Annotated in this window: 27 protein-coding genes and 3 pseudogenes; 16 read left to right on the forward strand and 14 right to left on the reverse strand. The window is 67.5% G+C overall.

Annotation, left to right across the window (positions count from 1 at the left end; translation table 11 throughout):
- Nucleotides 1-57: 57 nt before the first annotated feature.
- Nucleotides 58-1,017, reverse strand: coding sequence for an L-malyl-CoA/beta-methylmalyl-CoA lyase (locus ABNX41_RS02315; RefSeq protein WP_438668242.1), 960 nt, complete (start codon nucleotides 1,015-1,017; stop codon nucleotides 58-60).
- Nucleotides 1,018-1,306: 289 nt separating this feature from the next.
- Here ABNX41_RS02315 and dgcN point away from each other — a divergent pair, with 289 nt between their 5' ends.
- The 5 genes from dgcN to ABNX41_RS02340 all read left to right on the forward strand — a co-directional run bounded on the left by dgcN (nucleotide 1,307) and on the right by ABNX41_RS02340 (nucleotide 5,332).
- Entirely contained in the window at nucleotides 1,307-2,308 is a 1,002-nt protein-coding gene (gene dgcN, locus ABNX41_RS02320; RefSeq protein ID WP_438668102.1) for an N-acetyltransferase DgcN, read from the forward strand.
- Nucleotides 2,309-2,408: 100 nt separating this feature from the next.
- Nucleotides 2,409-3,371: an N-acetyl-D-Glu racemase DgcA gene (gene dgcA / locus ABNX41_RS02325; RefSeq protein WP_438668103.1), complete on the forward strand. Its 963-nt coding sequence runs from the start codon at nucleotides 2,409-2,411 to the stop codon at nucleotides 3,369-3,371.
- Nucleotides 3,372-3,446: 75 nt separating this feature from the next.
- A complete protein-coding gene (locus ABNX41_RS02330; protein ID WP_438668104.1) occupies nucleotides 3,447-4,304 on the forward strand; it encodes a D-amino-acid transaminase in 858 nt (285 codons plus the stop codon).
- Between the two features lie 63 nt (nucleotides 4,305-4,367).
- Nucleotides 4,368-5,036, forward strand: a complete 669-nt coding sequence (locus tag ABNX41_RS02335) for an AzlC family ABC transporter permease (protein WP_438668105.1) — start codon at nucleotides 4,368-4,370, stop codon at nucleotides 5,034-5,036.
- The gene (locus ABNX41_RS02340) at nucleotides 5,033-5,332 is read left to right on the forward strand and encodes an AzlD domain-containing protein (RefSeq protein ID WP_438668106.1); all 300 of its coding nucleotides are present in this window, start codon (nucleotides 5,033-5,035) and stop codon (nucleotides 5,330-5,332) included. The genes ABNX41_RS02335 and ABNX41_RS02340 overlap by 4 nt, the downstream gene beginning before the upstream one ends.
- A gap of 70 nt (nucleotides 5,333-5,402) precedes the next feature.
- On the opposite strand, the gene ABNX41_RS02345 is transcribed toward ABNX41_RS02340, so the two are convergent.
- From ABNX41_RS02345 to ABNX41_RS02355, 3 genes and pseudogenes are all read right to left on the reverse strand, one after another.
- Nucleotides 5,403-6,371: a calcium-binding protein gene (locus ABNX41_RS02345; protein ID WP_438668107.1), complete on the reverse strand. Its 969-nt coding sequence runs from the start codon at nucleotides 6,369-6,371 to the stop codon at nucleotides 5,403-5,405.
- Between the two features lie 541 nt (nucleotides 6,372-6,912).
- Nucleotides 6,913-7,215 (reverse strand): annotated as a pseudogene (locus tag ABNX41_RS02350) (DUF1244 domain-containing protein); the annotation flags it as partial.
- Nucleotides 7,208-7,945, reverse strand: a complete 738-nt coding sequence (locus ABNX41_RS02355; RefSeq protein ID WP_438668108.1) for an N-formylglutamate amidohydrolase — start codon at nucleotides 7,943-7,945, stop codon at nucleotides 7,208-7,210. The pseudogene ABNX41_RS02350 and the gene ABNX41_RS02355, both read right to left, overlap by 8 nt.
- Nucleotides 7,946-8,219: 274 nt before the next feature.
- Between ABNX41_RS02355 and pyk the strand changes: the two genes are divergently transcribed.
- The 4 genes from pyk (at nucleotide 8,220) to rplT (ending at nucleotide 10,647) form a co-directional block, all read left to right on the forward strand.
- The gene (gene pyk / locus ABNX41_RS02360; protein ID WP_438668109.1) at nucleotides 8,220-9,665 is read left to right on the forward strand and encodes a pyruvate kinase; all 1,446 of its coding nucleotides are present in this window, start codon (nucleotides 8,220-8,222) and stop codon (nucleotides 9,663-9,665) included.
- Between the two features lie 59 nt (nucleotides 9,666-9,724).
- Nucleotides 9,725-9,949: a hypothetical protein gene (locus ABNX41_RS02365; RefSeq protein WP_438668110.1), complete on the forward strand. Its 225-nt coding sequence runs from the start codon at nucleotides 9,725-9,727 to the stop codon at nucleotides 9,947-9,949.
- 119 nt (nucleotides 9,950-10,068) lie between these two features.
- Nucleotides 10,069-10,269, forward strand: a complete 201-nt coding sequence (gene rpmI, locus ABNX41_RS02370; protein WP_438668111.1) for a 50S ribosomal protein L35 — start codon at nucleotides 10,069-10,071, stop codon at nucleotides 10,267-10,269.
- Between the two features lie 12 nt (nucleotides 10,270-10,281).
- Nucleotides 10,282-10,647, forward strand: coding sequence for a 50S ribosomal protein L20 (rplT, locus tag ABNX41_RS02375; RefSeq protein WP_438668112.1), 366 nt, complete (start codon nucleotides 10,282-10,284; stop codon nucleotides 10,645-10,647).
- A 395-nt stretch (nucleotides 10,648-11,042) separates the two neighbouring features.
- Here rplT and ABNX41_RS02380 read toward each other — a convergent pair.
- Nucleotides 11,043-11,939: pseudogene (locus tag ABNX41_RS02380) on the reverse strand (IS5 family transposase).
- A gap of 115 nt (nucleotides 11,940-12,054) precedes the next feature.
- Here ABNX41_RS02380 and ABNX41_RS02385 point away from each other — a divergent pair.
- On the forward strand, nucleotides 12,055-12,192 hold the full coding sequence (locus ABNX41_RS02385) for a hypothetical protein (protein ID WP_438668113.1): 138 nt from the start codon (nucleotides 12,055-12,057) through the stop codon (nucleotides 12,190-12,192).
- Nucleotides 12,193-12,377: 185 nt separating this feature from the next.
- Here the strand turns inward: ABNX41_RS02385 and ABNX41_RS02390 are convergent, their stop codons facing one another.
- The 8 genes and pseudogenes from ABNX41_RS02390 to ABNX41_RS02425 form a co-directional block, all read right to left on the reverse strand.
- A complete protein-coding gene (locus tag ABNX41_RS02390) occupies nucleotides 12,378-12,842 on the reverse strand; it encodes a class I SAM-dependent methyltransferase (protein ID WP_438668243.1) in 465 nt (154 codons plus the stop codon).
- Nucleotides 12,839-13,390 carry an MFS transporter gene (locus ABNX41_RS02395; RefSeq protein ID WP_438668248.1) on the reverse strand — a complete coding sequence of 184 codons (552 nt, stop codon included), beginning with the start codon at nucleotides 13,388-13,390 and terminating at the stop codon, nucleotides 12,839-12,841. Before ABNX41_RS02395 ends, ABNX41_RS02390 begins: the two co-directional genes overlap by 4 nt.
- A gap of 139 nt (nucleotides 13,391-13,529) precedes the next feature.
- Nucleotides 13,530-13,883, reverse strand: a pseudogene (locus ABNX41_RS02400) (hypothetical protein); the annotation flags it as partial.
- Between the two features lie 155 nt (nucleotides 13,884-14,038).
- The gene (locus ABNX41_RS02405; RefSeq protein WP_438668114.1) at nucleotides 14,039-15,193 is read right to left on the reverse strand and encodes a TonB-dependent receptor; all 1,155 of its coding nucleotides are present in this window, start codon (nucleotides 15,191-15,193) and stop codon (nucleotides 14,039-14,041) included.
- 9 nt (nucleotides 15,194-15,202) lie between these two features.
- Complete coding sequence (locus ABNX41_RS02410) at nucleotides 15,203-15,952, reverse strand: TonB-dependent receptor plug domain-containing protein (protein WP_438668115.1); 750 nt, start codon at nucleotides 15,950-15,952, stop codon at nucleotides 15,203-15,205.
- 90 nt (nucleotides 15,953-16,042) lie between these two features.
- Entirely contained in the window at nucleotides 16,043-16,285 is a 243-nt protein-coding gene (locus ABNX41_RS02415) for a hypothetical protein (RefSeq protein WP_438668116.1), read from the reverse strand.
- 118 nt (nucleotides 16,286-16,403) lie between these two features.
- Nucleotides 16,404-16,709 (reverse strand): helix-turn-helix transcriptional regulator, encoded by a 306-nt coding sequence (locus tag ABNX41_RS02420; protein ID WP_438668117.1) that lies wholly within the window; start codon nucleotides 16,707-16,709, stop codon nucleotides 16,404-16,406.
- Between the two features lie 31 nt (nucleotides 16,710-16,740).
- Complete coding sequence (locus tag ABNX41_RS02425) at nucleotides 16,741-17,385, reverse strand: hypothetical protein (RefSeq protein WP_438668118.1); 645 nt, start codon at nucleotides 17,383-17,385, stop codon at nucleotides 16,741-16,743.
- A 126-nt stretch (nucleotides 17,386-17,511) separates the two neighbouring features.
- Between ABNX41_RS02425 and ABNX41_RS02430 the strand changes: the two genes are divergently transcribed.
- From ABNX41_RS02430 to pheS, 5 genes are all read left to right on the forward strand, one after another.
- A complete protein-coding gene (locus ABNX41_RS02430; protein ID WP_438668119.1) occupies nucleotides 17,512-17,676 on the forward strand; it encodes a hypothetical protein in 165 nt (54 codons plus the stop codon).
- On the forward strand, nucleotides 17,609-17,950 hold the full coding sequence (locus tag ABNX41_RS02435; RefSeq protein WP_438668120.1) for a hypothetical protein: 342 nt from the start codon (nucleotides 17,609-17,611) through the stop codon (nucleotides 17,948-17,950). The genes ABNX41_RS02430 and ABNX41_RS02435 overlap by 68 nt, the downstream gene beginning before the upstream one ends.
- Nucleotides 17,951-17,955: 5 nt before the next feature.
- Nucleotides 17,956-18,567, forward strand: coding sequence for a hypothetical protein (locus ABNX41_RS02440; RefSeq protein ID WP_438668121.1), 612 nt, complete (start codon nucleotides 17,956-17,958; stop codon nucleotides 18,565-18,567).
- Between the two features lie 292 nt (nucleotides 18,568-18,859).
- Nucleotides 18,860-19,339 carry a LysE family transporter gene (locus tag ABNX41_RS02445; RefSeq protein ID WP_438668122.1) on the forward strand — a complete coding sequence of 160 codons (480 nt, stop codon included), beginning with the start codon at nucleotides 18,860-18,862 and terminating at the stop codon, nucleotides 19,337-19,339.
- 119 nt (nucleotides 19,340-19,458) lie between these two features.
- Nucleotides 19,459-20,538, forward strand: coding sequence for a phenylalanine--tRNA ligase subunit alpha (gene pheS / locus ABNX41_RS02450; protein ID WP_438668123.1), 1,080 nt, complete (start codon nucleotides 19,459-19,461; stop codon nucleotides 20,536-20,538).
- Nucleotides 20,539-20,548: 10 nt separating this feature from the next.
- Here the strand turns inward: pheS and ABNX41_RS02455 are convergent, their stop codons facing one another.
- Entirely contained in the window at nucleotides 20,549-20,956 is a 408-nt protein-coding gene (locus ABNX41_RS02455) for a winged helix-turn-helix domain-containing protein (protein ID WP_438668124.1), read from the reverse strand.
- A gap of 153 nt (nucleotides 20,957-21,109) precedes the next feature.
- On the opposite strand from ABNX41_RS02455, the gene ABNX41_RS02460 reads away from it, so the two are divergent.
- Nucleotides 21,110-22,084, forward strand: coding sequence for a GAF domain-containing protein (locus ABNX41_RS02460; RefSeq protein WP_438668125.1), 975 nt, complete (start codon nucleotides 21,110-21,112; stop codon nucleotides 22,082-22,084).
- Nucleotides 22,085-22,152: the final 68 nt, after the last annotated feature.

The following is a 22,152-nucleotide window of genomic DNA, read 5'->3' on the forward strand; positions in this document are numbered from 1 at the left end:
CATGACTGGATTGCGTGAAGCTTGCACAAAGTCACAGCATTGTGTCAACGATTCAATTCAACCGGAAGCGATAAGTTCGGCCTGCCGCACCACCACTTCGGCCTGTCGCATCGAGGCGATGTCGATCAGCCGCCCCTTCCAGGTCACGGCGCCCTGGCCCGAGGCTTTCGCGGCCTCCATCGCGGCCAGGATCTCGCGCGCCTCGGCGACCGCCGCGTCGGAGGGGGTGAAGACCTCGTTCGCGAGCGCGACCTGTTTGGGATGGATCGCCCATTTGCCGACCATGCCCAGCGTGGCCGAGCGCAGGGCCTGGGCGCGGAAGCCCTCGTCATCCGAGAAATCGCCGAAGGGCCCGTCGACCGGCAGCACGCCATGGGTGCGGCAGGCGGCGACGATGGCGGCCTGGGCCCAGTGCCAGGGATCGGCCCAGTATCTTCGGCCCTCGCGGTGCATGTAGTAGTTTTCCTGGGTGCCGCCGATGCCGGTCGTCGCCATGCCCATCGAGGCGGCGAAATCGGCGGCGCCCAGGCTCATCGCCTGAAGCCGGGGGCTTGAGGCGGCGATTTCCTCGACATGGGCGATCCCGGCGGCGGTTTCGATGATCACCTCAAGGCTGATCGGCTTCTGGCGTGCCCTGGCGCGCTCGACCCCCGTCACCAGCGCGTCCACGGCATAGACATCCGCCGCGCAGCCGACCTTGGGGATCATGATCTGGTCCAGCCGGTCCCCGGCCTGTTCCAGCAGGTCCACCACGTCGCGATACCACCATGGGGTGTCGAGCCCGTTGATCCGCACCGAAAGCGTCTTGCGGCCCCAGTCGATGGCGCCGATCGCCTCGATGATATTGGCGCGGGCCTGGTCCTTGTCGCCGGGCGCGACCGAATCCTCAAGGTCGAGGTTGATCACATCCGCCCCGGAGGCCGCCATCTTGGCAAACAGCGCCGGACGCGAGCCGGGCCCGAACAGTTGGCAGCGATTGGGCCGGGCGGGGGCGGGAGGTTGCGGGCGGAAGCTCATCGGTGGTGTGTCGGCAATCATGTTTCGTGCGGATTAGTCTCTGCGATATAATATTGCTGATCGGTTTGCAACCCCGAGGCGCGGGCGCTCAAGCATCCGCAGATTTCTTCGGTTTTCTCCGCATCCTTGGAATGATTAAATATTAATCGTAATAGTGATCGAAGAAAGTATCACATTAATCAAATATAGTCGAAGTATCTTCGATTCAACGGCTTCGCGGCACGAAGATTTCGTGAGACTCTTCAATCAAGACGAAGCAGATTGCTGCAAATGCAATCCGGGGGCCATCATGATCGAAACGCCATATCTTCTGTTTCTCGGCGATGCGCCGGACCAGCTTGCCGCCAAGGTGGCCCAGGGGATCAAGGATTGGCGCCCGGAATTCGCCATCGGCCAGTTTCGCATGGAGGGCTGCAAGGCCGACATGGGCCTGCCCGACCTGACGCTGGCCGAGGCCAGGGCGAAGGGGGTCAAGACGCTGGTGATCGGCGTGGCGAACCGGGGCGGCGTGATCAGCCCGGCCTGGAAGAAGGTGCTGATCGCGGCGCTGGAGGAGGGATTCGATCTGGCCTCGGGCCTGCACAACCTGTTGCGCGACGAAGAGGACCTGGCCGCCGTTGCCCGCGCCACCGGCCGGGCCCTGCACGACGTTCGCGTCCCCGAGGTGGATTACCCGATCGCCAACGGCAAGAAGCGCACGGGCAAGAGGATGCTGGCGGTCGGCACCGATTGCTCGGTCGGCAAGATGTATACCGCGCTTTGCGTCGAGAAGGAGATGCGCGCGCGGGGGCTGAAGGCCACGTTCCGCGCCACCGGCCAGACCGGCATCCTGATCACCGGCGACGGCGTGCCGCTGGATGCGGTGGTCGCCGATTTCATGGCCGGATCCGTCGAATGGCTGACGCCCGACAACGATGCCGGGCATTGGGATCTGATCGAGGGCCAGGGCTCGCTTTTCCATGTCAGCTATTCGGGGGTGACCCTGGCGCTGATCCATGGCGGCCAGCCCGATGCGCTGGTGGTCTGCCATGAGCCGACCCGCCCGCATATGCGCGGCCTGCCCGATTACGCCCTGCCGACGCTGGAACAGGTGCGCGATACCGCGCTGGCGCTGGCGCGGGTGGTCAATCCGGCCTGCGTGGTCGCGGGCTATGCGATCAACACCCAGCATCTGCCCCAGGAGGAGGCGCAGGCGCTTCTGGCCGATGTCGAGGCCCGGCTGGGCCTGCCCGCGACCGATCCGTTCCGTTTCGGCGCGGCGAAGCTGGTGGATGCGCTGGCGGCGATCTGATGTCGGAGCAGGGGGGCTTTCCGCCCCCCTCGCCCCTCCGGGGCTCACCCCCCGAGGATATTTCAGCCAAGATGAAGGGGTTTTCCTTCAGGGAGCAGGCATGATCACGGTAACCCCGGATGTATTCCGACTGGCGCAGGTCTTCACCATCTCACGCGGGAGCCGGACCGAGGCCAAGGTGCTGACGGCGCGGATCGCGCGCGGGGGCGCGCAGGGATGGGGCGAATGCGTGCCCTATGCGCGCTATGGCGAGACGCTGGAAAGCGTCGCCGCGCAGATCGAGGGGCTGGCGCCGGGGATCACCCGGGCCGGGCTGCAGCGCGCATTGCCCGCGGGTGCGGCGCGCAATGCGGTGGATTGCGCGCTGTGGGATCTTGAGGCCAAGGCGGCCGGGCGGCGGGCCTGGGATCTGGCCGGGCTGACGGCGCCGGTGCCGATGGTGACGGCCTATACGCTGTCGCTCGACACGCCCGAGGCGATGCGGGCGCAGGCGGCGAAACATGCCTGGCGGCCGCTTCTGAAGATCAAGCTCGGCACGCCCGACGACATGCCCCGGCTGGAGGCGGTGCGGGCGGGGGCGCCCGCGACCCGGATCATCGTCGATGCCAATGAGGGCTGGACGGCCGAGGTCTATTCCGAGCTTGCGCCGCATCTGGTGCGGATGGGGGTGGCGCTGGTCGAACAGCCGCTGCCTGCGGGCGCAGACGGGATGCTGGCCGAAATCGCCCGCCCGTTGCCGGTCTGCGCCGACGAATCCTGTCATGACCGCGCCAGCCTGGGCGATCTGCGCGGCAAGTATGACGTGGTGAACATCAAGCTGGACAAGACCGGGGGGCTGACCGAGGCGCTGGCCTTGCGCGATGCCGCGCGGGCCGCGGGCTATGGCGTGATGGTCGGCTGCATGGTCGGTTCCTCGCTTGCGATGGCGCCGGCGGTTCTGGTGGCGCAGGGGGCCGATTTCGTCGATCTGGACGGGCCGCTTCTGCTGGCCGAGGACCGGCCCGCCGCGCTTTCCTATGACGAGGCGGGCGTCCACCCGCCCGAACCCTCGCTTTGGGGCTGAGGCCTGCTGCGATCCGGCCTTGACCGCGCGCGCGGATCGGCAAAGAAACCGATCATCCGCAACTGGAGAGCCAGCATGAGCCGCATCGTCTATCTGAACGGGGAATATCTGCCTGAGGCCGAGGCGAAGATCTCGATCTTCGACCGGGGGTTCGTTTTCGCGGATGCGGTCTATGAGGTTACCTCGGTCGGCGGCGGCAAGCTGATCGACTTCGAGGGCCATGTTGCGCGGCTGGCCCGCTCGCTGGGCGAGCTGTCGATCAAGGCGCCGCTCACGCGCGAAGAGCTTCTGGCGATTCACCGAGAGCTGCTGGCGCGCAACGATCTGGTCGAGGGGCTGGTCTATCTTCAGATCTCGCGCGGGAATGCGGGGGATCGCGACTTCCTTTTCCCGGCCGAGGATGTGGCGCCGACCGTGGTTCTCTACACCCAGACTGCGAACCTGGTGGAAAGCCCCAAGGCCGCGACGGGGATCAAGGTGATCTCGGTCCCCGACATCCGCTGGGGGCGGCGCGACATCAAGACGGTGCAACTGCTGTGGCCCTCGATGGCGAAGATGGCGGCGAAGAAGGCGGGCGCCGATGACGGCTGGCTGGTCGAGGACGGGTTCGTCACCGAAGGCACCGCGAACAACGCCTATATCGTCAAGGACGGCAAGATCATCACCCGGGCGCTGTCGAACGACATCCTGCACGGGATCACCCGCGCTGCGCTGCTGAAATATGCCGCCGAGGCGCAGTTCGAGATCGTCGAGCGCAATTTCACCATCGCCGAGGCGCAGGCCGCGGACGAGGCCTTCATCACCGGCGCCTCGACCTTCGTCACCCCTGTGGTGGAGATCGACGGCGTGAAGGTCGGCGCGGGCGTGCCCGGCCCGATCGCGGCCCGCCTGCGCGAGCTTTACATCGAAGAGGGGCGCAAGGCCGCGATCTGATCCGCGATGCGAGGGCCCGATCCCGTCCCGGCCGTCTTCACCCGCGCTGGATTCCGGCGCGGGTTGCGCTTGGGCATGGCGCTGGCCTTTCCGATCCTGGTCTATGGCCTGGCCTTCGGGCTGGTCGCCGCCCAGGCCGGGATCGGCTGGGGCTGGGCCATGGCGATGAGCGGTGGGATCTTCTCGGGCTCGGCGCAGCTTGCGGCGGTCAGCCTGATCCAGACCGGGAATGTGACGTTTTCGACGCTGGCGCTGACGATTCTGGTGATCAATGCGCGCTATCTGATCTTTGGCGCGACCCTGCAGCCCTGGCTGAGCGCGGCGGGACCGGGGCGCGCGCTTTCGAGCCTGCTGCTGCTGGGGGATGCCAACTGGATCGCCACCATGCGGGCGATCGAGCGGGGCGAGGCCGACCGCGCCTATCTGGCGGGAACCGGCGCGCCGCTGATCGCGGTCTGGCTGGTCGGCACGCTGATCGGCGTGGTCTTTGGCGCCAGCCTGCCCGATCCGCGCGCCTTCGGAGCGGATCTGATGCTGCCCTGTTTTGCGGCGGCGATGACGGCGGTGATGATGAAGGGGCGGGCGTCGCTGATGCCGGTCGTGGTGGGCGCGGGGGCGGCGCTGCTGGCGGCCTGGGTCTTCGGCCCGGCCTGGGGGATCATCGCCTCGGGCGTGGCGGGGGCGGCCTTCGCCGCGCTGACGGCGGGCGGTAAGGCGGAGGGGGCGCGATGACTCCGCCGATCTGGGCGCTGCTGGCGGTGGCGTTCGGGGCCGCAATGACCTGCCGCCTTGCCGGTTACCTGGCGATGCGGTTCCTGCCGCCTTCGGCACGGCTGGATGCGGCGTTGCGGGCGACGCCCCTGTCGGTCATGGCCGGGATCACCGCGCTGGCGCTGGCCGCGGGCGGGTTGGTCGAGGCGCTTGCGCTGGGCTCGGCCGTGGCGCTGTCGTTTGCCACCCGCAACGACGTCATGGCGGCGGTGGCCGGGGTGGCGGTGGCGGCGGGTCTGCGCGCGCTGGGGCTGTGACGCGAAAGGCCCCGCCGAGGGGGCGGGGCCTTGTTGATGGAAATGCCGATGGAAATCTCCGCGCCCGGGATCAGGGCGCGGCGGTCGCCGCCTCGGCCGCCAGGGGCACCCGGTGGACGATGAAGGCGTCCGCGTCCAGCGCGCCGGGCTGGATCGCCTGCAACAGCACCTCGTCCACGCCGTTCACCGTGACGATGGTATGGTCTCCGTCCACGCGCAGGGTGACTTCGGGCAGCTCCGGCCCGCCCTCGACATAGATTTCCAGCCGGTCCTCGGCCGGGTCGAAGTCGGTGACGGTCATCACGCCTTCGCCAAGGCCGCGATAATCCTTCTCGAAGATGTCGTGGCCGGTGCCGCCGGTCAGGATGTCGCCGCCATCGCCGGTCAGCCGGTCGTTGCCCGCGCCGCCATAGAGCGCGTCGGATCCGACGGCGCCGGGGAGGCTGTCCACGGCCCGCAGATAGTCGTTGCCCGATCCGCCATACATCACGTCCGATCCGCCTGCCGAGCGCAGCGCGTCACTGCCCGCATCGCCGTAAAGCGTGTCGTCGCCGATGCCGCTGTGCATGATGTCGCGTCCGGCACCGCCACGGGCAAACAGGTCGTCCGTGGCGCCCGAGGCATCGAGGATGTCCGAGCCGTCGCCCAGGAAGATCCGGTCGCCGCCCTCCTCGGGGCCGACGAAGACGGTGTCGTTGCCCGCGCCGCCGAAGATGTTGTCGTCGCCGACACCGCCGCCGATCCAGTCGTCGCCCAGATCGCCGCGGATGGTATCGTCGCCCGCGCCGCCATCGACGATGTCGTTGCCGGGGCCCGCGTCGATATGGTCGTCGCCGCCCAGGCCGCCGATGATGTCGTCACCGCCCAGGCCGAAGATCCGGTCGGGCCCCTCGGTGCCCAGCAGGCTGTCGGCGGATTCGGTCCCGGTGATGCCGGTCTGTTCTTCGCCGCCGGAATCTTCGTCGTCGTCGTCATCTCCGACAAGGGCGGCGACAAGGCCAAGCCCCAGAAGCAGCGGCATGAAAAATAACAGTTCCACCTGAACTCTCCAAATCTTCAACGGGCTGAACAGGCCGAATCCCATCGGCGGGGGTATGCGACCGGATCCCCTTTGCGGGGAAAATCGCAGCATCCCAAGTCACCTGAGGTCGGCGTTAACGGTTTGTCAATCTTGCGGGTGAAAGATGGTGAAAAGGCCGGGGCATTGTTTCCAGTCTTGGTTGCAATCCATCCGGGTTGGCTGCCCAATTCCGGGTTCTGGAAACGGGCCTTCGGGGGTTGTCGGGTCGGCCGGATCCCGGGCGCGAATCGTTCTGCCGTTGCTCTGGAAAGGGGGTGTCGCGCGGGCTCGGGTCTCAGCCCTTGTTCCCGGGGCTGGGGTCGCTGGTGGAGCTGCCGTCCGATCCGGTTGCCCCGGGGGAACCATATGCGGGGGGCGCATCCTTGGCGGCGGCCTGGGCTTCGGCATCCCGGGTGCCGATATTCGGGTCGGCGTCCTCATGGGCGTCGGCATCCAGGGCGCTGGCGTCTAGGACATTGGCATCCGGGGCCACGAGATCGGGCGCACGGACAGCCGGTGCTCCGACATTCTCGGCGAAGGATTTCGCGAAAGCCGCCTGTTGCGCGGCGCTGGCCTCGGTCTGGTGGCGGGCGACCCATTCGGCATAGGGCATGCCATAGACCGTCTCGCGCGCCTCCTCCTTCGAAAGCGGGATGCCGTGTGCATCTGCGGCTTCCTGATACCAGCGGCTCAGGCAGTTGCGGCAGAACCCGGCCAGGTTCATCAGGTCGATGTTCTGCACATCGGGGCGCTTTTCCAGCAGATGGTGCATCAGCGCGCGGAAGGTCGCGGCCTCAAGCTGGGTGCGGGTCTGGTCATCCATGGTCGGCCTCTTTCAATGCGGCGGTCAGCAAGGGCGCGAGCCGGCCCGCCCAGGCGGTCTGGGCGGCGTCATCGGCGATCAGGTCGTTGCGGATCTCGACCAGCGTGTTCAGGCGCCCGGCGGCAAGGGCGTGCCGGTCGACGGCATCGCCGGGAAGATGGCCGCTGTAGGGTTCGTTGTCGCCGATGCAAAGGTCCGGCTCGGCCCGCAGCCGCGCGATCAGCGGGCGCGACAGCCGCCCGTCCAGATGCGAATGCAGGATCCCGACATGCCAGGGCCGGGGCGCGTGGCCCCGCAGCTCGGGCGTGAAGCTGTGGATGGCCAGGATCACCGTGTCGGGGCGGCGCGCGGCCAGTTCCGCATAGGCGGCGTGATAGGGCCGGTAGAGCCGCGCCATCCGCTCTTCGATCCCGGCGGCGGTGATGCGGCGGTTCGCCGGAACGACCGAGCCGTCGTAGATCCGCATGACCAGCGTGGGGTCGTCCTCGCCCCGGTTGGGGTCGATCACCAGGCGCGAGAAATCCGAGGCGATCACCGGGCTGTCGAGCAGATGTCCGAGCGCGCGCGCCACCCCCCGCGCGCCCGGATCGAAGGCGATGTGGCGGTTCATGTCCCGGGGCGCAAGGCCCAGGTCGCCGCCGTTCACCCAGTCGGGCACGCGGTTGGTGGCATGGTCGCAGGTGACCAGCCACCGGCCCGGACGGTCCGCGCCTTCGATGTGGAATGCCATTGAGGGGGCTCCGTGCCGCGATGGTCTTGCCATCGGGGTAGAACATCGCGGCGGTGGCGTCCATGCTTTGCCCGGGGGCGGCGCGGCGGATGGATGGCGCCGATGCCGCCTTTTCCGTCGCCGCGCCCCGGGCTTGCGTCTTTTCGCGCCGTTCGGGCCCGGATCTGGGCGGCCGCCCGCCCGGCGTCACAAATCGTTCTGTTGCGGCACCATATGCTTTGCGCCATAAGGCCAAGAGGCCGGAAGGCAACAGCACAAGTCGAAGGAGGATGGCATGCGCCGCCATCGCAGTGTGAAGATCGTTGCAACGCTGGGTCCGGCTTCCAGCACCTATGACATGATCTGCGAATTGTTCGTGGCCGGGGCCGATGTGTTCCGCCTGAACATGAGCCACGGCACCCATGACGACATCCGCGAAAGGCACGGCATCATCCGCGAAGTTGAGCGCGACTTGGGCCGCCCGATCGGCATCCTGGCCGATCTCCAGGGTCCGAAGCTGCGGGTGGGCGCCTTCGCCAACGGCGCCGAGGAACTGGTCGAGGGCGCGAGGTTCCGCCTCGATCTGGACAAGGCGCCGGGGGACGTGTCCCGCGTGCAACTGCCCCATCCCGAGATTTTCGCCGCGCTCGAGCCGGGCGCCGCGCTGCTGGTCAATGACGGCAAGATCGCGCTGAAGGTCGAAAGCTGCGGCCCCGATTTCGCCGATTGCGTGGTGACGGTGGGCGGCACCATCTCGAACCGCAAGGGCGTGAACGTGCCCGACGTGGTGCTGCCGCTTGCGGCGCTGTCGGAAAAGGACCGGGCGGACCTGGAATTCGTCTGCGATCTGGGGGTGGACTGGCTGGCCTTGTCCTTCGTGCAGCGCCCCGAGGACGTGGCCGAGGCCCGCGCCCTGGCCCGGGGCCGCGCAGCGATCCTGTCGAAGATCGAAAAGCCCGCGGCGGTGAAGGCCTATGACGCGATCCTCAGGGTCTCGGACGGGATCATGGTCGCGCGCGGCGATCTGGGGGTGGAACTGCCGGTCCATTCCGTGCCGCCGATCCAGAAGCAGTTGGTGCGCAAGGCGCGCGCCGCCGCCAAGCCCGTGATCGTGGCGACCCAGATGCTGGAATCGATGATCGAGAATCCGATGCCCACCCGGGCCGAGGTCTCGGACGTCGCCACCGCGATCTACGAGGGCGCCGATGCGGTGATGCTTTCCGCCGAATCGGCGGCGGGCAAGTTCCCGGTCGAGGCGGTGACGACGATGGACAATGTCGCCCGCTCGGTCGAAAGCGATCCGACCTATATCGCGGTGATCGACGCCAGCCGTCAGGTCAAGCGCGAGACCGTTGCCGACGGCATCGTCGCCGCCGCGCGCGAGATCGCCGAGGCGACCGACATCAAGGCCATCGCCGTCTTCAGCCAGTCCGGCGCCACCGTCAGCCTTGTCGCGCGCGAGCGGCCGCATGTGCCGGTGATCGCGCTGACGCCGCTGGTCGCGACCGCGCGGCGGCTGGCGCTGACCTGGGGCGTCCACGGCGTGGTCACGCCCGAGCAGGAGCGGTTCAAGGGCGCCGTCCTTTCGGCGATCCGCGCCGCCCGGGCCGATGGTTTCGCGACCGAGGCCGACCAGATCGTGGTGACGGCGGGCGTTCCATTCAACGTTCAGGGCACGACGAACATCCTGCGTGTCGCCCCCTGCGACGAGCGGTTGATCTCCAAGGTGGACCCCGGTTAACCTTGGTCTCCGCTTGCGGGCGGGCGGGCGGGCGGGCGGCGCGGAGGCGAAGGGCTGGGATGGATCCCGACATTTTCCTGACCGTGGGTATCGTGCTGGGCGTGTTCAGCCTGCCCTCGCTGATGGCGGCCTGGGTCGAGGGGCGCGCGCCAAGGGTCGGTGCGATCATGATTCTGGCGGCGATGGCGCTGGTCGTGGCGGCTTTCGTGCAAAAGCCCGGCGGCTATGCCCTGGACGATGTGCCGGAGGCGATGCTTTCGACACTTGGCCGCATCCTGCGCTGAGGCGGGCGGATTCGCTCTTGCCCTTCGCGCGTCCCGCCCCTATAGGATCGGCTTCGGAAAGAACCGCGCGGACGGCGAATGTGGCATGCCTATCCGCGCGCGAAACACTGGAGTGTAAAATGCCCAAGATGAAGACCAAATCCGCTGCCAAGAAGCGGTTCTCCTTCACCGCCTCGGGGCGGGTGAAGGCCGGTGTGGCCGGCAAGCGCCACGGCATGATCAAACGTTCGACGAAGTTCATCCGTCAGGCGACCGGGACCATGATCCTCTCGGATGCCGATGAGGGCATCGTCAAGAAATACATGCCCTACAACCGGTAAGGAGAGCGAAACATGTCCCGCGTCAAATCCGGCAAGGTCACCCACGCCCGTCACCGCAAGGTGATCAAGGCCGCCAAGGGCTATTACGCCGCCCGTTCGACGAATTTCCGCACCGCCACCCAGGCAGTCGACAAGGCCAACCAATATGCGACCCGCGACCGCAAGGCGAAAAAGCGTTCGTTCCGCGCGCTCTGGATCCAGCGCATCAACGCGGCCGTGCGCCTGTTCGACCCGGCCTTCACCTATTCGCGCCTGATCGACGGTCTGTCCAAGGCGGGGATCGAGGTGGACCGCAAGGTTCTGGCCGATCTCGCCGTGCATGAGCCCGATGCGTTCAACGCCATCGCAGGCAAGGCCCGCGACGCGCTGGCCGCCTGAGCCGAGCCCTGTGCCCGAATTGAAGGCCCCGCCTTGATGGCGGGGCTTTTTCATGGGGCGCGCGCGACTTGGCAGGCCCCGGCTCCATTGACTGCGCCCATGCCATCGCCGGGCGCCCCTCAGGGCGGCGACACTGTCTTGCGCTTATGTGGACGCGGCTGTTCAACGCAGGTCCGGAATCCTGACGGAGCCCGTTTGGGCGGCAGAGCGGTGACGCAACGGATCGGCAAACCCTTTGCCCCTCTTCCGATCAACCTCATGTTTTTCATGAGGTAGTTCCACCATCCCGGTCATTGGCACTTGCTCTGCCGACAGAGGATCTTGCGTGTTGATCCAGACCGGCTGTGTTGCCCAGATCGGCCGAAGGTGGTAGCCTCCCTTGTGCCCGGGCAGACTTATTCTGCCGCCTCAGTGATGGGTGTTCCGAGCGCCGTAAAGCCGTTCAGGACGGCGACACGGACCTGGAACTGCGCGACCTGACGGTCGAAGTCCCGCGCGGCCAGACACTGCCCGAGCAGCTTGACGCAATGCATCTTGGTCTCGATGCGGTTTCGGCGGTGGTATCCGCTCCATCGTCGCCAGATGGCCCGCCCGACGCGTTTCGATATCCGCGGTATTTCGTTTCGGGCGATTGCGCCCGGGGTGTCGGCCTTCCAGAATTTGGCGTTCTTTCGGGGCGGAATGATGGCAGCAGCACCGCGGGCGCCATTGGCTGTGACGCTGCCGATCTCTTGGTTGGGAAGGGTCTGGTCGAGAAGTTCGGCCAGCATGGGCGCATCACCCATTTCGCTGGTGGTGAACTCCGCGGCCCGGATTTCCAGGGTTTCCTCGTCGATGCCGATGTGGATCTTGCGCCAGACCCTGCGCTTTGGGCCGCCGTGCTTGCGGGCATTCCACTCCCCTTCGCCCTCGACCCTGATCCCAGTGCTGTCGACCTGCATGCGCAGCGGGCCGTCCGATCCGCGATAGGGAAAAGTTCACTTTCAATGTCTTCTGCCGTCGAGAAAGCGCGCTGAAGTCGGGCATGGCCCAGTCCAGGCCGATCAGGCGCAGGAGGCTTTCGACGAACCCGATCGTCTGCCTGAGCGCCATGCCGAACAGCACTTCCATCGTCAGACAGGTCTGGATCGCGGTGTCGCTATAACTCTGCTGACGGCCGCGCTTGCCGCTCGGCGCTCCCTCCCAGGTCATCGCGGGCGCGAACCAGAGCGTCAGCGAGCCAAGACGCTTGAGCGCCTTGTTGTATGCGGCCAGTTCAGGGTCTTGTAAGTCGGGGGGAGAGGTCTGCTCATGACAGGCAGTTATAACGTTGGATTCAATAGATGAATCCCTCACGAAATTCGTGAAACAGAGCCCGGTTACATCATCTATGGCGGTGCGGCATTCGGCGGTGCGCTGCTTCGAAAGATGCTGGTGCGGGCGGTGTGCGACCTGTCTCTGGCGGTGAGCGATATTCAGATCACCCTGGGCCAGAATGAAAAGGAAGTCACCCTGGGCGGCGCGGCGGGTCTGATTCTGACAGATCAACTCAAGATCGATCTATAGCAGGCGGCTGAAAGCGTCGCGACATCGGGGCGGTGACGGCGCCGCAGGCTTGATATCGAGGCGCGCGTGGGTAACAGCGTTCCTTGCCGGGCGGGGCCGCAATCCGGCGGTTTCGCAAAGCGCCGCCAGCGCCTCGGGCGGGTGAAATCGCATCGCCTCGGCCATCGCGGCCGAGAAGCGGCGGGTCAGGAGAGCGAGCTCGGGTGGGGCGGTGACGATGGCCAGGGCGCCGCCCGGCCGCAAGGCCGGGCCATTTCCCTGACGGCCTCATGGGGATCGGGAAAGAAGAAAAAGGCGTTCAGGCAATAGGCCTTGTCGAAAGCGTCCTTCGTCACGGGCAGCGCCGCCGCATCCGCCCGGTGCAGGACCAACCTGCGCTCGCGCAGTGCGCGCGCATTGAGCCGCGTGCTGGCCGCCAGCATGTCCGGGCTGTGATTCCCCCCGGTCGCGCGGCAGCCCGAGGTCAGCGCGCGGCGCAGGAAGACGCCGCCACCGCAGCCGACCTCCAGGATGTGATCCCCGGCCCGGGGCCCGAGTTCGCGCAGCGCCAGGTCGAAACACGGCTTTTCGCCCAGCGGATAGCGGTAGATCAACCGCCCGAGCCAGCCCGAGGGGCGTCGCGCCACGCGATCGACGAAGCCGGGACTCATGCCGGCGCTCCGCGCGCGGACAGCGCGACCAGAACCGCCAGCAGTCCGATGACGACCGCCGCTACGGTCAGACTCGGGCCATAGCCGAAGGCCCCGGCGCACCAGACCGCAAGGCCTGCGAAGAGCATCTCGCCGACCAGGCTGGCGCTTTGCAGGACCGTCACGTCGGTTCCGGCCTGATGTCCCTCGCCGCCGAACGCCATCAGCAGCGTGAATGCCGCGACCGCGATCAGCCCGCTCGCCACCGACAGGACCGAGGTCGCGGCCAGCACATTGCCCCAGCTCGCAGGCCATGCGCCGGTGCCGATCGCCGCCAGCAGGCCGAAGGAGACCGCCGCCAGCACCATGCCGCCCGCGATGGTCAGCAGGCGGCTGCGCGCGGCCAGGGAACTGCCGAGCGGGCTGCCCACCAGCACGAGGACCAGGCCCGAGACCGTCGCCATCAGCCCGGTCTCGGTCGGTGTCCAGCCCTGGTCGATCAGCATGACGCGGCTGACGCTGAGCCCGCCCGCATGGGCGCCGCCGAAGACCACGGCCAGGCCCAGCATCCGCCAGATGCCCTTGCGCCGGAAGGTCCAGGCAAGGGGGGGGTACGGCGGGGGCCGCCTCGCGCCAGTGCCAGGCCATGACAAGGCTCGCGGCCGGAACCAGCGCCGGAACCGCCATGGTCGCCAGTTGGCCAAGCGTCCCATACATGACCAGCGTGCCCGCACCGCCGATGAGGAACCCCGCCATCAGCCCGCCGACCTGAAGGGCATTGGCATGGGCAAGACCCGCATCGCGCAGGCTTTCCGCCACCATGCCGTCGGTCGCGGTGTCCTGCGTGGCGCTGGCGATGCCGCCAAGCGTCAGCACTGTAAGGGCGATCCATATCCCCGTGCCGCTGAGCGGAATGACCCCGATGCCTATCAGCGTCGCCATCAGGATCGCCTGCATCCAGAGCAGCCAGCCGCGCCGCTGCCCCAGCCTGGCGCTGCCCCGGTTCTCGACCAGCGGGGCCCAGAACAGCTTGAGGATCCACGGAAGCCCGGCCAAGGGCACCCCAGGCGATGACCTCCAGCGGCACGCCCGCGTCGCGCATCAGGACCGGCAGCGCCTCCATGGCGAGGCGCATCGGCAGGCCCTGGCTGACATAGAGCAGCGCGACCAGGGGCAGGAAGCGGCTTTGCCTTGCGGTATCGGAAACGCTCATCAGATCAGAACTTCGTGCTGAGGAGAACGCCGACCGTGCGCCCCGACGCCGCCACGCCATAGGGTGTTCCGCCCCAGTCGCAACAGTTCCGCAGATAGCGTTCGTCGGTCAGGTTCTTGGCGTAGAGCGAGGCGCTCCAGCGCTCGGGTTCGATCCAGATGCGGGCGTCGAGCAGATGCACCGAACCCTGGCGGAAGGAATTGTCCGGCGTGAACGAATGCGACTCGCGGAAAGTGTAGTCCAACGCTGCCGTCAGCCGCTTGCCGTCGGCCAGGTCATGGGCCCAGTCGAGGCCGATGTTCACCGAATTCCTCGGCGCGAAGGGCATCGGATTGCCGCTGTGATCCTGCCCCATCACCGTGTCGACGAAATCGTCGTAGCGCGTGTCGGTATAGCCATAGCCGAAGGACAGCCGCCATTCGGGATGCAGCCGTGCGGTGCCTTCGATCTCGATGCCCTTGGATGTCGCCGCCGCCGCGTTGCGATAGACGCGGGTGACCGGGCTGGTATAGACCAACGCCTGCTGGTCCTTCCAGTCGGTGTAGAAGGCGGTCGCCGCCAGCGTCCATGCCCTGTCCGTGGCCCCGGTGCGACAGCCCAGTTCCAGCGTGGTGGTCTTTTCGGGATCGTGGCTGTTGGCCGTTCCGTCATCCTTGATATAGGGGCTGATGCCGCCTGATTTGCAGCCGCGATTCAGTTTGGCATAGGCGATGCTGTCGGCGCCCAGGCGGCGGGTGACCGAAAGCTCGGGTGAGAGATCGGTATAGGAGATGCGCCTCTCGGCCCGTCCCGACGCGCCGAACATATAGGTGCCGGAGGGCGAGGCCATCTCGCTGAGCGTGGATTTGCGCTCATGCGTATAGCGCGCGCCGAGCGAGATCTCCCACAGCTCCGAGGGTTTCCACAGCATCTCGCCATAGGCCCAGGCGTTGGTGGTGATCTGGCCGAAATCGGTCAGGCTCAGCAGGTCGCGCGGCAGGCTTTCGTAATCGTAGAACTGGGTGCACCGGAAGCTTTCGCGCATGTAGAAAAGGCCAGCGCGCCAGCCAAGCGGCATGTCGCCGGTCGATGCCAGCCGGAATTCCTGGCTGACCTGTCGCTGGCGTTCGGTCTGGCCCTGCATCAGAAAGGGAAGGCGCTGAAGTCGCCGTCCAGCCACGATTCCATTTCATGGCCGCGCCAGCCGGTGGTCGAGGTCAGCTCTACCGCGCCGAAATCGTGGTCGAAGCGCAATGCGAGGCCGCTGGTGGTGACCTCGTTCTCGGGGATGAAATCGTGATCGGTCTCGAAGGCGTTCGCCATGTCTAGGGGCGCATACCACAGCCCGCCATCGCCGCCGTCCCGGCCGTAATCGGCGCTCAGCCGCATTGCGCGTCCCGTTTCCGAAGGTTCCCGCCAGGACGAACCGCGCCGAGGCGAGGTCGGTGTCGGAGACCGGGCGCCCGTCGGACTGGTTGCGGATACAGCCTTCCGATCCGGCCCAGGCGAACGACGCGCCGATGGCTAAATCCTGCGAGAGGGGCGTCCGCCACGACAGGCCCGCCCGGCGCGCGCCGTCGCTGCCCGCCCCGACATAGGCCTTGCCGCCCTGGCTGCCGTCCGGGGTGGACAGCACCAGGTTCACCGCGCCGCCTATGGTGTTCTTGCCGTAAAGCAGCGCCTGCGAGCCGCGCACCACCTCGACCCGGTCGAGCCCCCAGGTCAGTTGCGGATAGCCCATGGGGCGGGCCAGATAGACTTCGTCGACGAAAAGGCCCACCGCCGGTTGGCGGTCCACGCCGCCGGAAATGCCCAGCGAGGTGATGCCCCGGATGCCGATCGGCCCGCCCTGCGGGTTGAAATGCAGGTTCGGGCTGCGCATTGCCGCGCCCTCCAGCGTCTCGGCCCGGTCGGGGCCCAGGTCTTCGGCCTCTAACAAGCTGCTGAAAAAGTATTTTGGGGCTGTCTTGAAGCGAAAATCTTCCCGACACGGTAGAAAATTGGACCGAAAACGGCCTGTTTTGGCGCGCTATCGGTCGAATTTCCTGTTTTTTGACGCAAGCTGCGGTTGCACATGACTTTTCCAGCAGCCTGCTAAGGGGGTCACGGCGACCGGGGCGGTCTGCAACCTTTCCTCGAAGCGGCGGGCGGTGATGACGACGGCGCCCAGCATCACCGTCTCTTCCCCCTCGCGGCCCTGCGCGAAGACAGCCGACGGGGCGAAGGGGGGAACCAGGGCGCTGCAGGCCAGCAGAAGGGCGCGATAATGCATGATTGTTCCAGTAGGTTTTTTGCGCCAATCTGCAGCGCCCCGCAGATGCGGCCAATGGTGGCGACGTGCGGGTTCCGGTGGAAGATCTATGCGATCCGGTGTCAGTGCCGGGAATGCGTCACTGCCGGGGGCGCAACGCCGAAGGGGCGACCCCGAAACGGTTGCGGAACTCGGTGGCGAAATGCTGCGGCTGATAGCCGACCTGTCGCGCCACCCCGGAGACGCTCTGGTCCCCGCATTCGATCATCGCCTTCGCCCTGTCGAGCCGCTGCGCCTTCAGCCAGGCACAGGGCGGCACGCCGGACAGCATGCGGAACCCCTGGCCCAGCCGGGTCACGTTCAGCCCCAGCCTGCGCGCAAGCTCGGGAAGCGTCGGCGGCTGGCGCAGTTCCACGGTCAGGATCGCGCGCGCCTCGTGCAGCACCCGGATCTCGCGCGGCGAAAGCCGGGTCGGATCATGCGAGTTGGTGACCGGCGCAAGCGCATGGGCCGCCAGTTCCAGCGCCTTGGCCCATGTAGAGCCTGCGCACCGTGCCCAACATCCGGCAGGCCAGCGTCTGCCAGGCAAGGTTGCGGGCGATTTCCGGCAGGCCCGCGTTCGAGGCCGCGAAGGCGGCCATCGCCTCTTCTCCCAGGATCTCGGGCGCCAGCGCCGGGTCGAACCGGATAAAGACCGCTGCCATCTGGCCGCCGCTCAAGGCGCGATGCCGGGTCTCGACCGGTTCGCTCGACGAAAAGAGCGTCCCGCCGCCGCCGAACCAGGCGCGCTCGCCCGAGATGCTCTGGCGCACCGATATCTCGCCTTCGAGCAGCGTTCCCATCCAGTAGCCCGGGGCGACCACGCTGTCCCGCACGCTGCTGTTCTCGATCCGCTGGGATGCAAGGAAAATCTGAATGCCGGGCCCGTCGATGACTTCCACGTCCGCCCCCTGGCGAATTTTGAAGGTTTCGCCCGGCCGGTCGGGGCTTGGGTATCGGTCGCAGCTTAGCAGAGGCGGCGGCCCGGCAAAACCTCGGCTGCCAGCGGCTGGGTCGGGCGCCTGCGCGAAACGGATCGCCCGCAGATTGTCGGGCCGGGCATCCGAGGCGATCGGCGCCATCCCCGACACGCGCGCTTTCCACACGGCCTCGACCCATTTCGGCCTTGTCGGAATCCGTGCCCGATGAGCAAAGTGCCGGGGCATGCGTTGCCGACCACCACCTTTGACTTTTGGGATCGAGGCCTGATGGATTTCACCGACCTGATCTGCGAGGCGGCCTTCCTGCCCGAACTCTGGCCCCGGCTGCTGGACCGGCTGGCCGAGCGCGACGGATCGCGGGGCGGTGTGCTTCAGGTCATGCAGCCCGGCTGGGGGGGCGCCGCGCTGGGTCGCCTCTTCGGGGGTATATGACGCTTTCTCGGAATATGTCCGCCTTGGCGACTGGACCGCCACGCGATCCCGCGCCGAGCGGTGGGAGCGCGCCGCGGGCGCTTTCAAGCGCGACATCGACCTCTACGATGCCGCCGAGATCGAGCGCGATCCCGCCCGGCATATGCTGCAAAGCCTCGGCTTCGGCTGGCAGATCGGCCTCGTCGCCCCGCTGCCGACCGGCGACACGGCCTGTTTCACGCTGGAGCGCAGCATCGCTCCGGCCCGCATTCCGCCGCGACGCGCGACATCCTGAACGGGATGACGCCGCATCTTGCCCGCGCATCCCTGGTCGCGACGCGGCTGGAGCTTGAGGCGGCGAAAAACCAGGCCGCCCTTCTTGGGCGGCTGGGCCTGCCTGCGGCGGTGATCACGGTTGAGGGCAAGTTGCTGGTGTCGAATGCCCTGATGGAGGCGATGGAGGATGTGTTCGTCTTCGCCGCCCACGGCCGGATCGCGCTTCACGCGCGCGAGGCGACGCAGCGCCTTCACGACGCGATCTCGGCCAGCAGGCCGGGGGTGGCCGGGCCGCAATCGCTTTTGCTGCGCGGCAACGAGACGCGGCCGCCCATCGTCCTGCATCTGATGCCCCTGCGCGGCGATGCGAGGGATCTGTTCGCCCATGGCCATATCGTGATGATCGTGACCAGGCTGGCGACGGGCGCGATGGTGCCCGATACCCCGATCCTGACCGGGCTTTTCGACCTCGGCGCCAGCGAGGCGCGGCTGGCGCGGGCGATCTCGGCCGGAAGGGCCCTGGCCGAGATCGCCGTCGAGGCGGGGATCACGCTCAAGACCGCCCGCACCTATCTGGAGAGCGGGTGTTCGAGAAGACGGCGACTCACAAGCAGGCGGAACTCGTGGCGCTTTTGAAAAGCGCGCCGTCGGTCGGGCTGGATTTGTCCTGGCACAGGGATTGATCCGGCCGAAGGGCTGATCCCCCCGGGGAAGGCGATCCCGATATGTGAAGGCCGGGTCGGCAAATGCCGACTGCCCGGTGAAGACCCCGATGGCACAGTCGGCGCCAAGATCGGGTTTTGTCACCAAGGCCTTTCCGTGAGCTTTTTCGACTTCATCTTTTCATATGCGTTGATCGCCGTGACGCCCGGCCCGAATCTTGGCGTGGTGGTCCACAGCGGCCTGAACGGCACCCGTCGCCAGGCCCTTGTGGCGGGCGGGGGGTGCCGCATTGGGCGCGGGCCTTCTGACCGCCGTGATCGTCCTTTGCTTCGGATCGTTGCCGCAGGTGACGCCGCCCGAACATGCGATGTCGCTGATCTATGGCGGGTTCCTCATCTGGCTGGGCATGAACTGCCTCAGGCCCGGGCGCGCGCCGGGGGTGGTGCGCCGGCCCCATTCCGGCTTTCTCGCGGGCTTTGCATCGGCGGCGACCAATCCCATGACCGCGCTGTTCCTTGCCGCGACGCTTGGGCGGCTCGGTGCCGGGGCGGCGCTTCCGATGCTGCCGTTGCTGGTCGGCGGGGTCATCGTCGTGGCCTGCATCTGGCTGTCGCTGGTGGCATTCTGCGTGACGGGCGCGCGCCTTGCCTTTGCCCTCGGCGGTTTTGGCGGGATCATCGCGCGGGTGCCCGGCGTGGCCCTGGTCTGCCTTGGCATCACGGCGCTGATCGGCAATACGCTCTGACCGCGCCATCCCCCGGGCCCCTGGCCCAAGGGCGAAGGGGGGGCCAGGGCCCCGAGCCCGCTTGCATCCCCGCCCCCTTGCCGCTAACCCCTCACCCGACCCCGAGGGGAGAGAGACAGATGGACCTGACCGAAATCCGTGGCAAATACATCGGCGCCGTGGCCGGGGCCGCCGACGAGGCCGCGCTGGAAGAGGTGCGGCTGGCCGCGCTTGGCAAGAAGGGCGAGATTTCGGCCCTGATGGCCACCCTTGGCAAGATGGACCCTGAAGAGCGCAAATCCGCGGGCGCCCATCTGAACGAGCTGAAGACCGAGATCGACACCGCGCTTCGGGCCCGCAAGAGCGCGCTTGCCGATGCCGCGCTGGACGAGCGGCTGAAGTCCGAATGGCTCGACGTGACGCTGCCGGGTCGCCCGCGCCGCCAGGGCACCATCCACCCGGTCAGCCAGGTGATGGACGAATTGACCGCGATCTTCGCCGATATGGGCTTTGCCGTCGCCGAGGGCCCCCAGGTCGAGGACGACTGGCACAATTTCGACGCGCTGAACATTCCGCCCGAACATCCCGCCCGGCAAGAGCATGACACCTTCTTCATGGCCCGCGCCGAAGGCGACAACCGTCCGCCGCATGTGCTGCGCACCCATACCAGCCCGGTGCAGATCCGCTCCATGCTGGATCAGGGCGCGCCGATCCGGGTGATCTGCCCGGGCCGGGTCTACCGGATGGACATGGACCAGACCCATACGCCGATGTTCCACCAGGTCGAGGGCATGGCGATCGACCGCGACATCTCGATGGCGAACCTGAAATGGGTGCTGGAGGAATTCTGCCGCGCCTTTTTCGAGGTGGACAAGGTGGAGCTGCGCTTCCGCGCCAGCCACTTCCCCTTCACCGAGCCCTCGGCCGAGGTCGATATCCGCTATTCCAATGTCGGCGGCCAGCTTCGCATCGGCGAGGGCGACAAATGGATGGAGATCCTCGGCTCGGGCATGATCCATCCCAAGGTGCTGGCGGCGGGGGGGATCGACCCGAACGAATGGCAGGGCTTTGCCTTCGGCATGGGGATCGACCGGATCGCCATGCTGAAATACGGCATCCCCGATCTGCGCGCCTTCTTCGAATCCGACCTGCGCTGGCTGCGCCATTACGGCTTTTCGGCGCTGGACCTGCCGACGCTGCCCGGCGGGCTGAGCCGCTAGGACGCCCGCCCTAAGGGTCGGGGCGCATCAGCGCCGAGATGGCGTCGATCTCGGTCGTGCCGACACGGGCCGTCGCGGCCATCAGCGCGCGGTAATGCGCCAGAACCGCCTCGCCCGTCGGGGTCAGATGCGCTCCGCCGCCGCCCGCGCCGCCCCGGGTCGAGGCGACCAGCGGCGCGGTGAAGGCGGCGTTCATCTCCTCGACCAGCATCCAGGCGCGCTTGTAGCTCATCCCCATGCGGCGGCCCGAGGCGGCGATGGAGCCGGTCTCGGCGATTCCGGCCAGAAGGTCGGCCTTGCCCGGGCCCAGCATCAGCCGGTCGCCGAAATGCACCCTCAGCCGCAGCCGGACCGGATCCTTGCGGCGCAGATCCGGCGCGGGCGGTTCGGGCAGGGTGGGGGCGGGTGTTTCGCTCATGCCGCAGAGTTTCCCCCGCCGCCCGGCCGCAATCAAGCCCGGAACTCACGCTTTCTTTCTTTGCCCAAGGCATGCCGGATGCGCTAGGCTTGCCTCCACGTCACGAGTCGATCCGTTGAGGGGCGGGTCGCGTGAAGGGGAGGAGGCTCGCGCATGGCGCATTCGGGCCACAGGCATCATGAGGAAACCGTCGCGGCCGCCCTGGCCGGGGGTGAGGCCGCGCGCTCGGCCATCGTCGCCTCCTGGGCGCGCTCGGTGAATGTCCATGGGCTCGACCCGCGCCGCAGCCCCCGGGACGAGCGGATCGACCAGGGCGCCTTCCGCGCCGTCCATCAGCGGATGGAGCCTGTGACCCTTGCCGCCCGCCCGACGCTTGAGCGGCTTTTCCATGCCGTGGGGGGATTCGGCGCAAGCGTCATCCTGGCCAGCGAGGAGGGGATCGCGGTCGAACGGCTGGGCAAGCCGTCCGAGGATCGCGATTTCGCCGAGGTCGGGCTCTGGACCGGCACGGACTGGAGCGAGGCCGCCGTCGGCACCAATGCCATCGGCACCTGTCTGGTCGAGCGCCGCCCCGTGGTGGTCAACCGCGACCAGCATTTCCTGTCCCTGAACATCGAACTGACCTGCGTTTCCGCCCCGGTCCACGATGCCGACGGCAATCTGGCGGCGGTGCTGGATGTCTCGACGGTGCGGCGCGACCTGGCCGAGGGTTTCGCGGGCCTGATCAGCCATTCGGTGACCGAGGCCGCGCGCAAGATCGAGGCGGATCTTTTCCTTGCCCGCCATCCGCGCGCGCGCATGGTGCTGGTCCCGGGGACCGAGCGTGGCCTTGGTGCGCTTCTGGCGGTGAACGCGGACGAGCTGGTGATCGGCGCCACCCGCGCGGCGCGCCAGCATCTGGGCCTTGCGGGTGATCTGGCGCGCGATCCGGTGCCTTTGGCCGATCTTCTGGGGCTCGACAGCCATCTGCGCCCCGAGGACGGCGAGCGCGCCGTCATCGCCCGCGCCATCGCACGGGCGCGCGGCAATCTCTCGGCCGCGTCGCGCGCCTTGGGGATCAGCCGGGCCACCTTGCACCGCAAGATCGGGCGGCCGGGATCGGGGACCGGATCGGGCGGTCGGATCTGAGCGCCCGCGCGCTTTCCGCGCCCCGACTGTATCAGAACTGAGACAGATGGCGCGATGCTGCCGGTGCA

It is taken from the genome of Pseudogemmobacter sonorensis (assembly GCF_042762395.1).
Lineage (GTDB): Bacteria > Pseudomonadota > Alphaproteobacteria > Rhodobacterales > Rhodobacteraceae > Pseudogemmobacter > Pseudogemmobacter sonorensis.

Excerpts from the sequence above, each read along its gene's own strand:
- ABNX41_RS02315 (WP_438668242.1), bottom strand. The coding sequence starts at position 1,017 with ATGAGCTTCCGCCCGCAACCTCCCGCCCCCGCCCGGCCCAATCGCTGC.
- dgcN (WP_438668102.1), top strand. The coding sequence starts at position 1,307 with ATGATCGAAACGCCATATCTTCTGTTTCTCGGCGATGCGCCGGACCAG.
- dgcA (WP_438668103.1), top strand. The coding sequence starts at position 2,409 with ATGATCACGGTAACCCCGGATGTATTCCGACTGGCGCAGGTCTTCACC.
- ABNX41_RS02330 (WP_438668104.1), top strand. The coding sequence starts at position 3,447 with ATGAGCCGCATCGTCTATCTGAACGGGGAATATCTGCCTGAGGCCGAG.
- ABNX41_RS02340 (WP_438668106.1), top strand. The coding sequence starts at position 5,033 with ATGACTCCGCCGATCTGGGCGCTGCTGGCGGTGGCGTTCGGGGCCGCA.
- ABNX41_RS02355 (WP_438668108.1), bottom strand. The coding sequence starts at position 7,945 with ATGGCATTCCACATCGAAGGCGCGGACCGTCCGGGCCGGTGGCTGGTC.
- pyk (WP_438668109.1), top strand. The coding sequence starts at position 8,220 with ATGCGCCGCCATCGCAGTGTGAAGATCGTTGCAACGCTGGGTCCGGCT.
- ABNX41_RS02365 (WP_438668110.1), top strand. The coding sequence starts at position 9,725 with ATGGATCCCGACATTTTCCTGACCGTGGGTATCGTGCTGGGCGTGTTC.
- rpmI (WP_438668111.1), top strand. The coding sequence starts at position 10,069 with ATGCCCAAGATGAAGACCAAATCCGCTGCCAAGAAGCGGTTCTCCTTC.
- rplT (WP_438668112.1), top strand. The coding sequence starts at position 10,282 with ATGTCCCGCGTCAAATCCGGCAAGGTCACCCACGCCCGTCACCGCAAG.
- ABNX41_RS02385 (WP_438668113.1), top strand. The coding sequence starts at position 12,055 with ATGCTGGTGCGGGCGGTGTGCGACCTGTCTCTGGCGGTGAGCGATATT.
- ABNX41_RS02390 (WP_438668243.1), bottom strand. The coding sequence starts at position 12,842 with ATGAGTCCCGGCTTCGTCGATCGCGTGGCGCGACGCCCCTCGGGCTGG.
- ABNX41_RS02395 (WP_438668248.1), bottom strand. The coding sequence starts at position 13,390 with ATGCTGGGCCTGGCCGTGGTCTTCGGCGGCGCCCATGCGGGCGGGCTC.
- ABNX41_RS02415 (WP_438668116.1), bottom strand. The coding sequence starts at position 16,285 with ATGCATTATCGCGCCCTTCTGCTGGCCTGCAGCGCCCTGGTTCCCCCC.
- ABNX41_RS02425 (WP_438668118.1), bottom strand. The coding sequence starts at position 17,385 with ATGGCGCCGATCGCCTCGGATGCCCGGCCCGACAATCTGCGGGCGATC.
- ABNX41_RS02430 (WP_438668119.1), top strand. The coding sequence starts at position 17,512 with ATGGATTTCACCGACCTGATCTGCGAGGCGGCCTTCCTGCCCGAACTC.
- ABNX41_RS02440 (WP_438668121.1), top strand. The coding sequence starts at position 17,956 with ATGACGCCGCATCTTGCCCGCGCATCCCTGGTCGCGACGCGGCTGGAG.
- pheS (WP_438668123.1), top strand. The coding sequence starts at position 19,459 with ATGGACCTGACCGAAATCCGTGGCAAATACATCGGCGCCGTGGCCGGG.
- ABNX41_RS02455 (WP_438668124.1), bottom strand. The coding sequence starts at position 20,956 with ATGAGCGAAACACCCGCCCCCACCCTGCCCGAACCGCCCGCGCCGGAT.
- ABNX41_RS02460 (WP_438668125.1), top strand. The coding sequence starts at position 21,110 with ATGGCGCATTCGGGCCACAGGCATCATGAGGAAACCGTCGCGGCCGCC.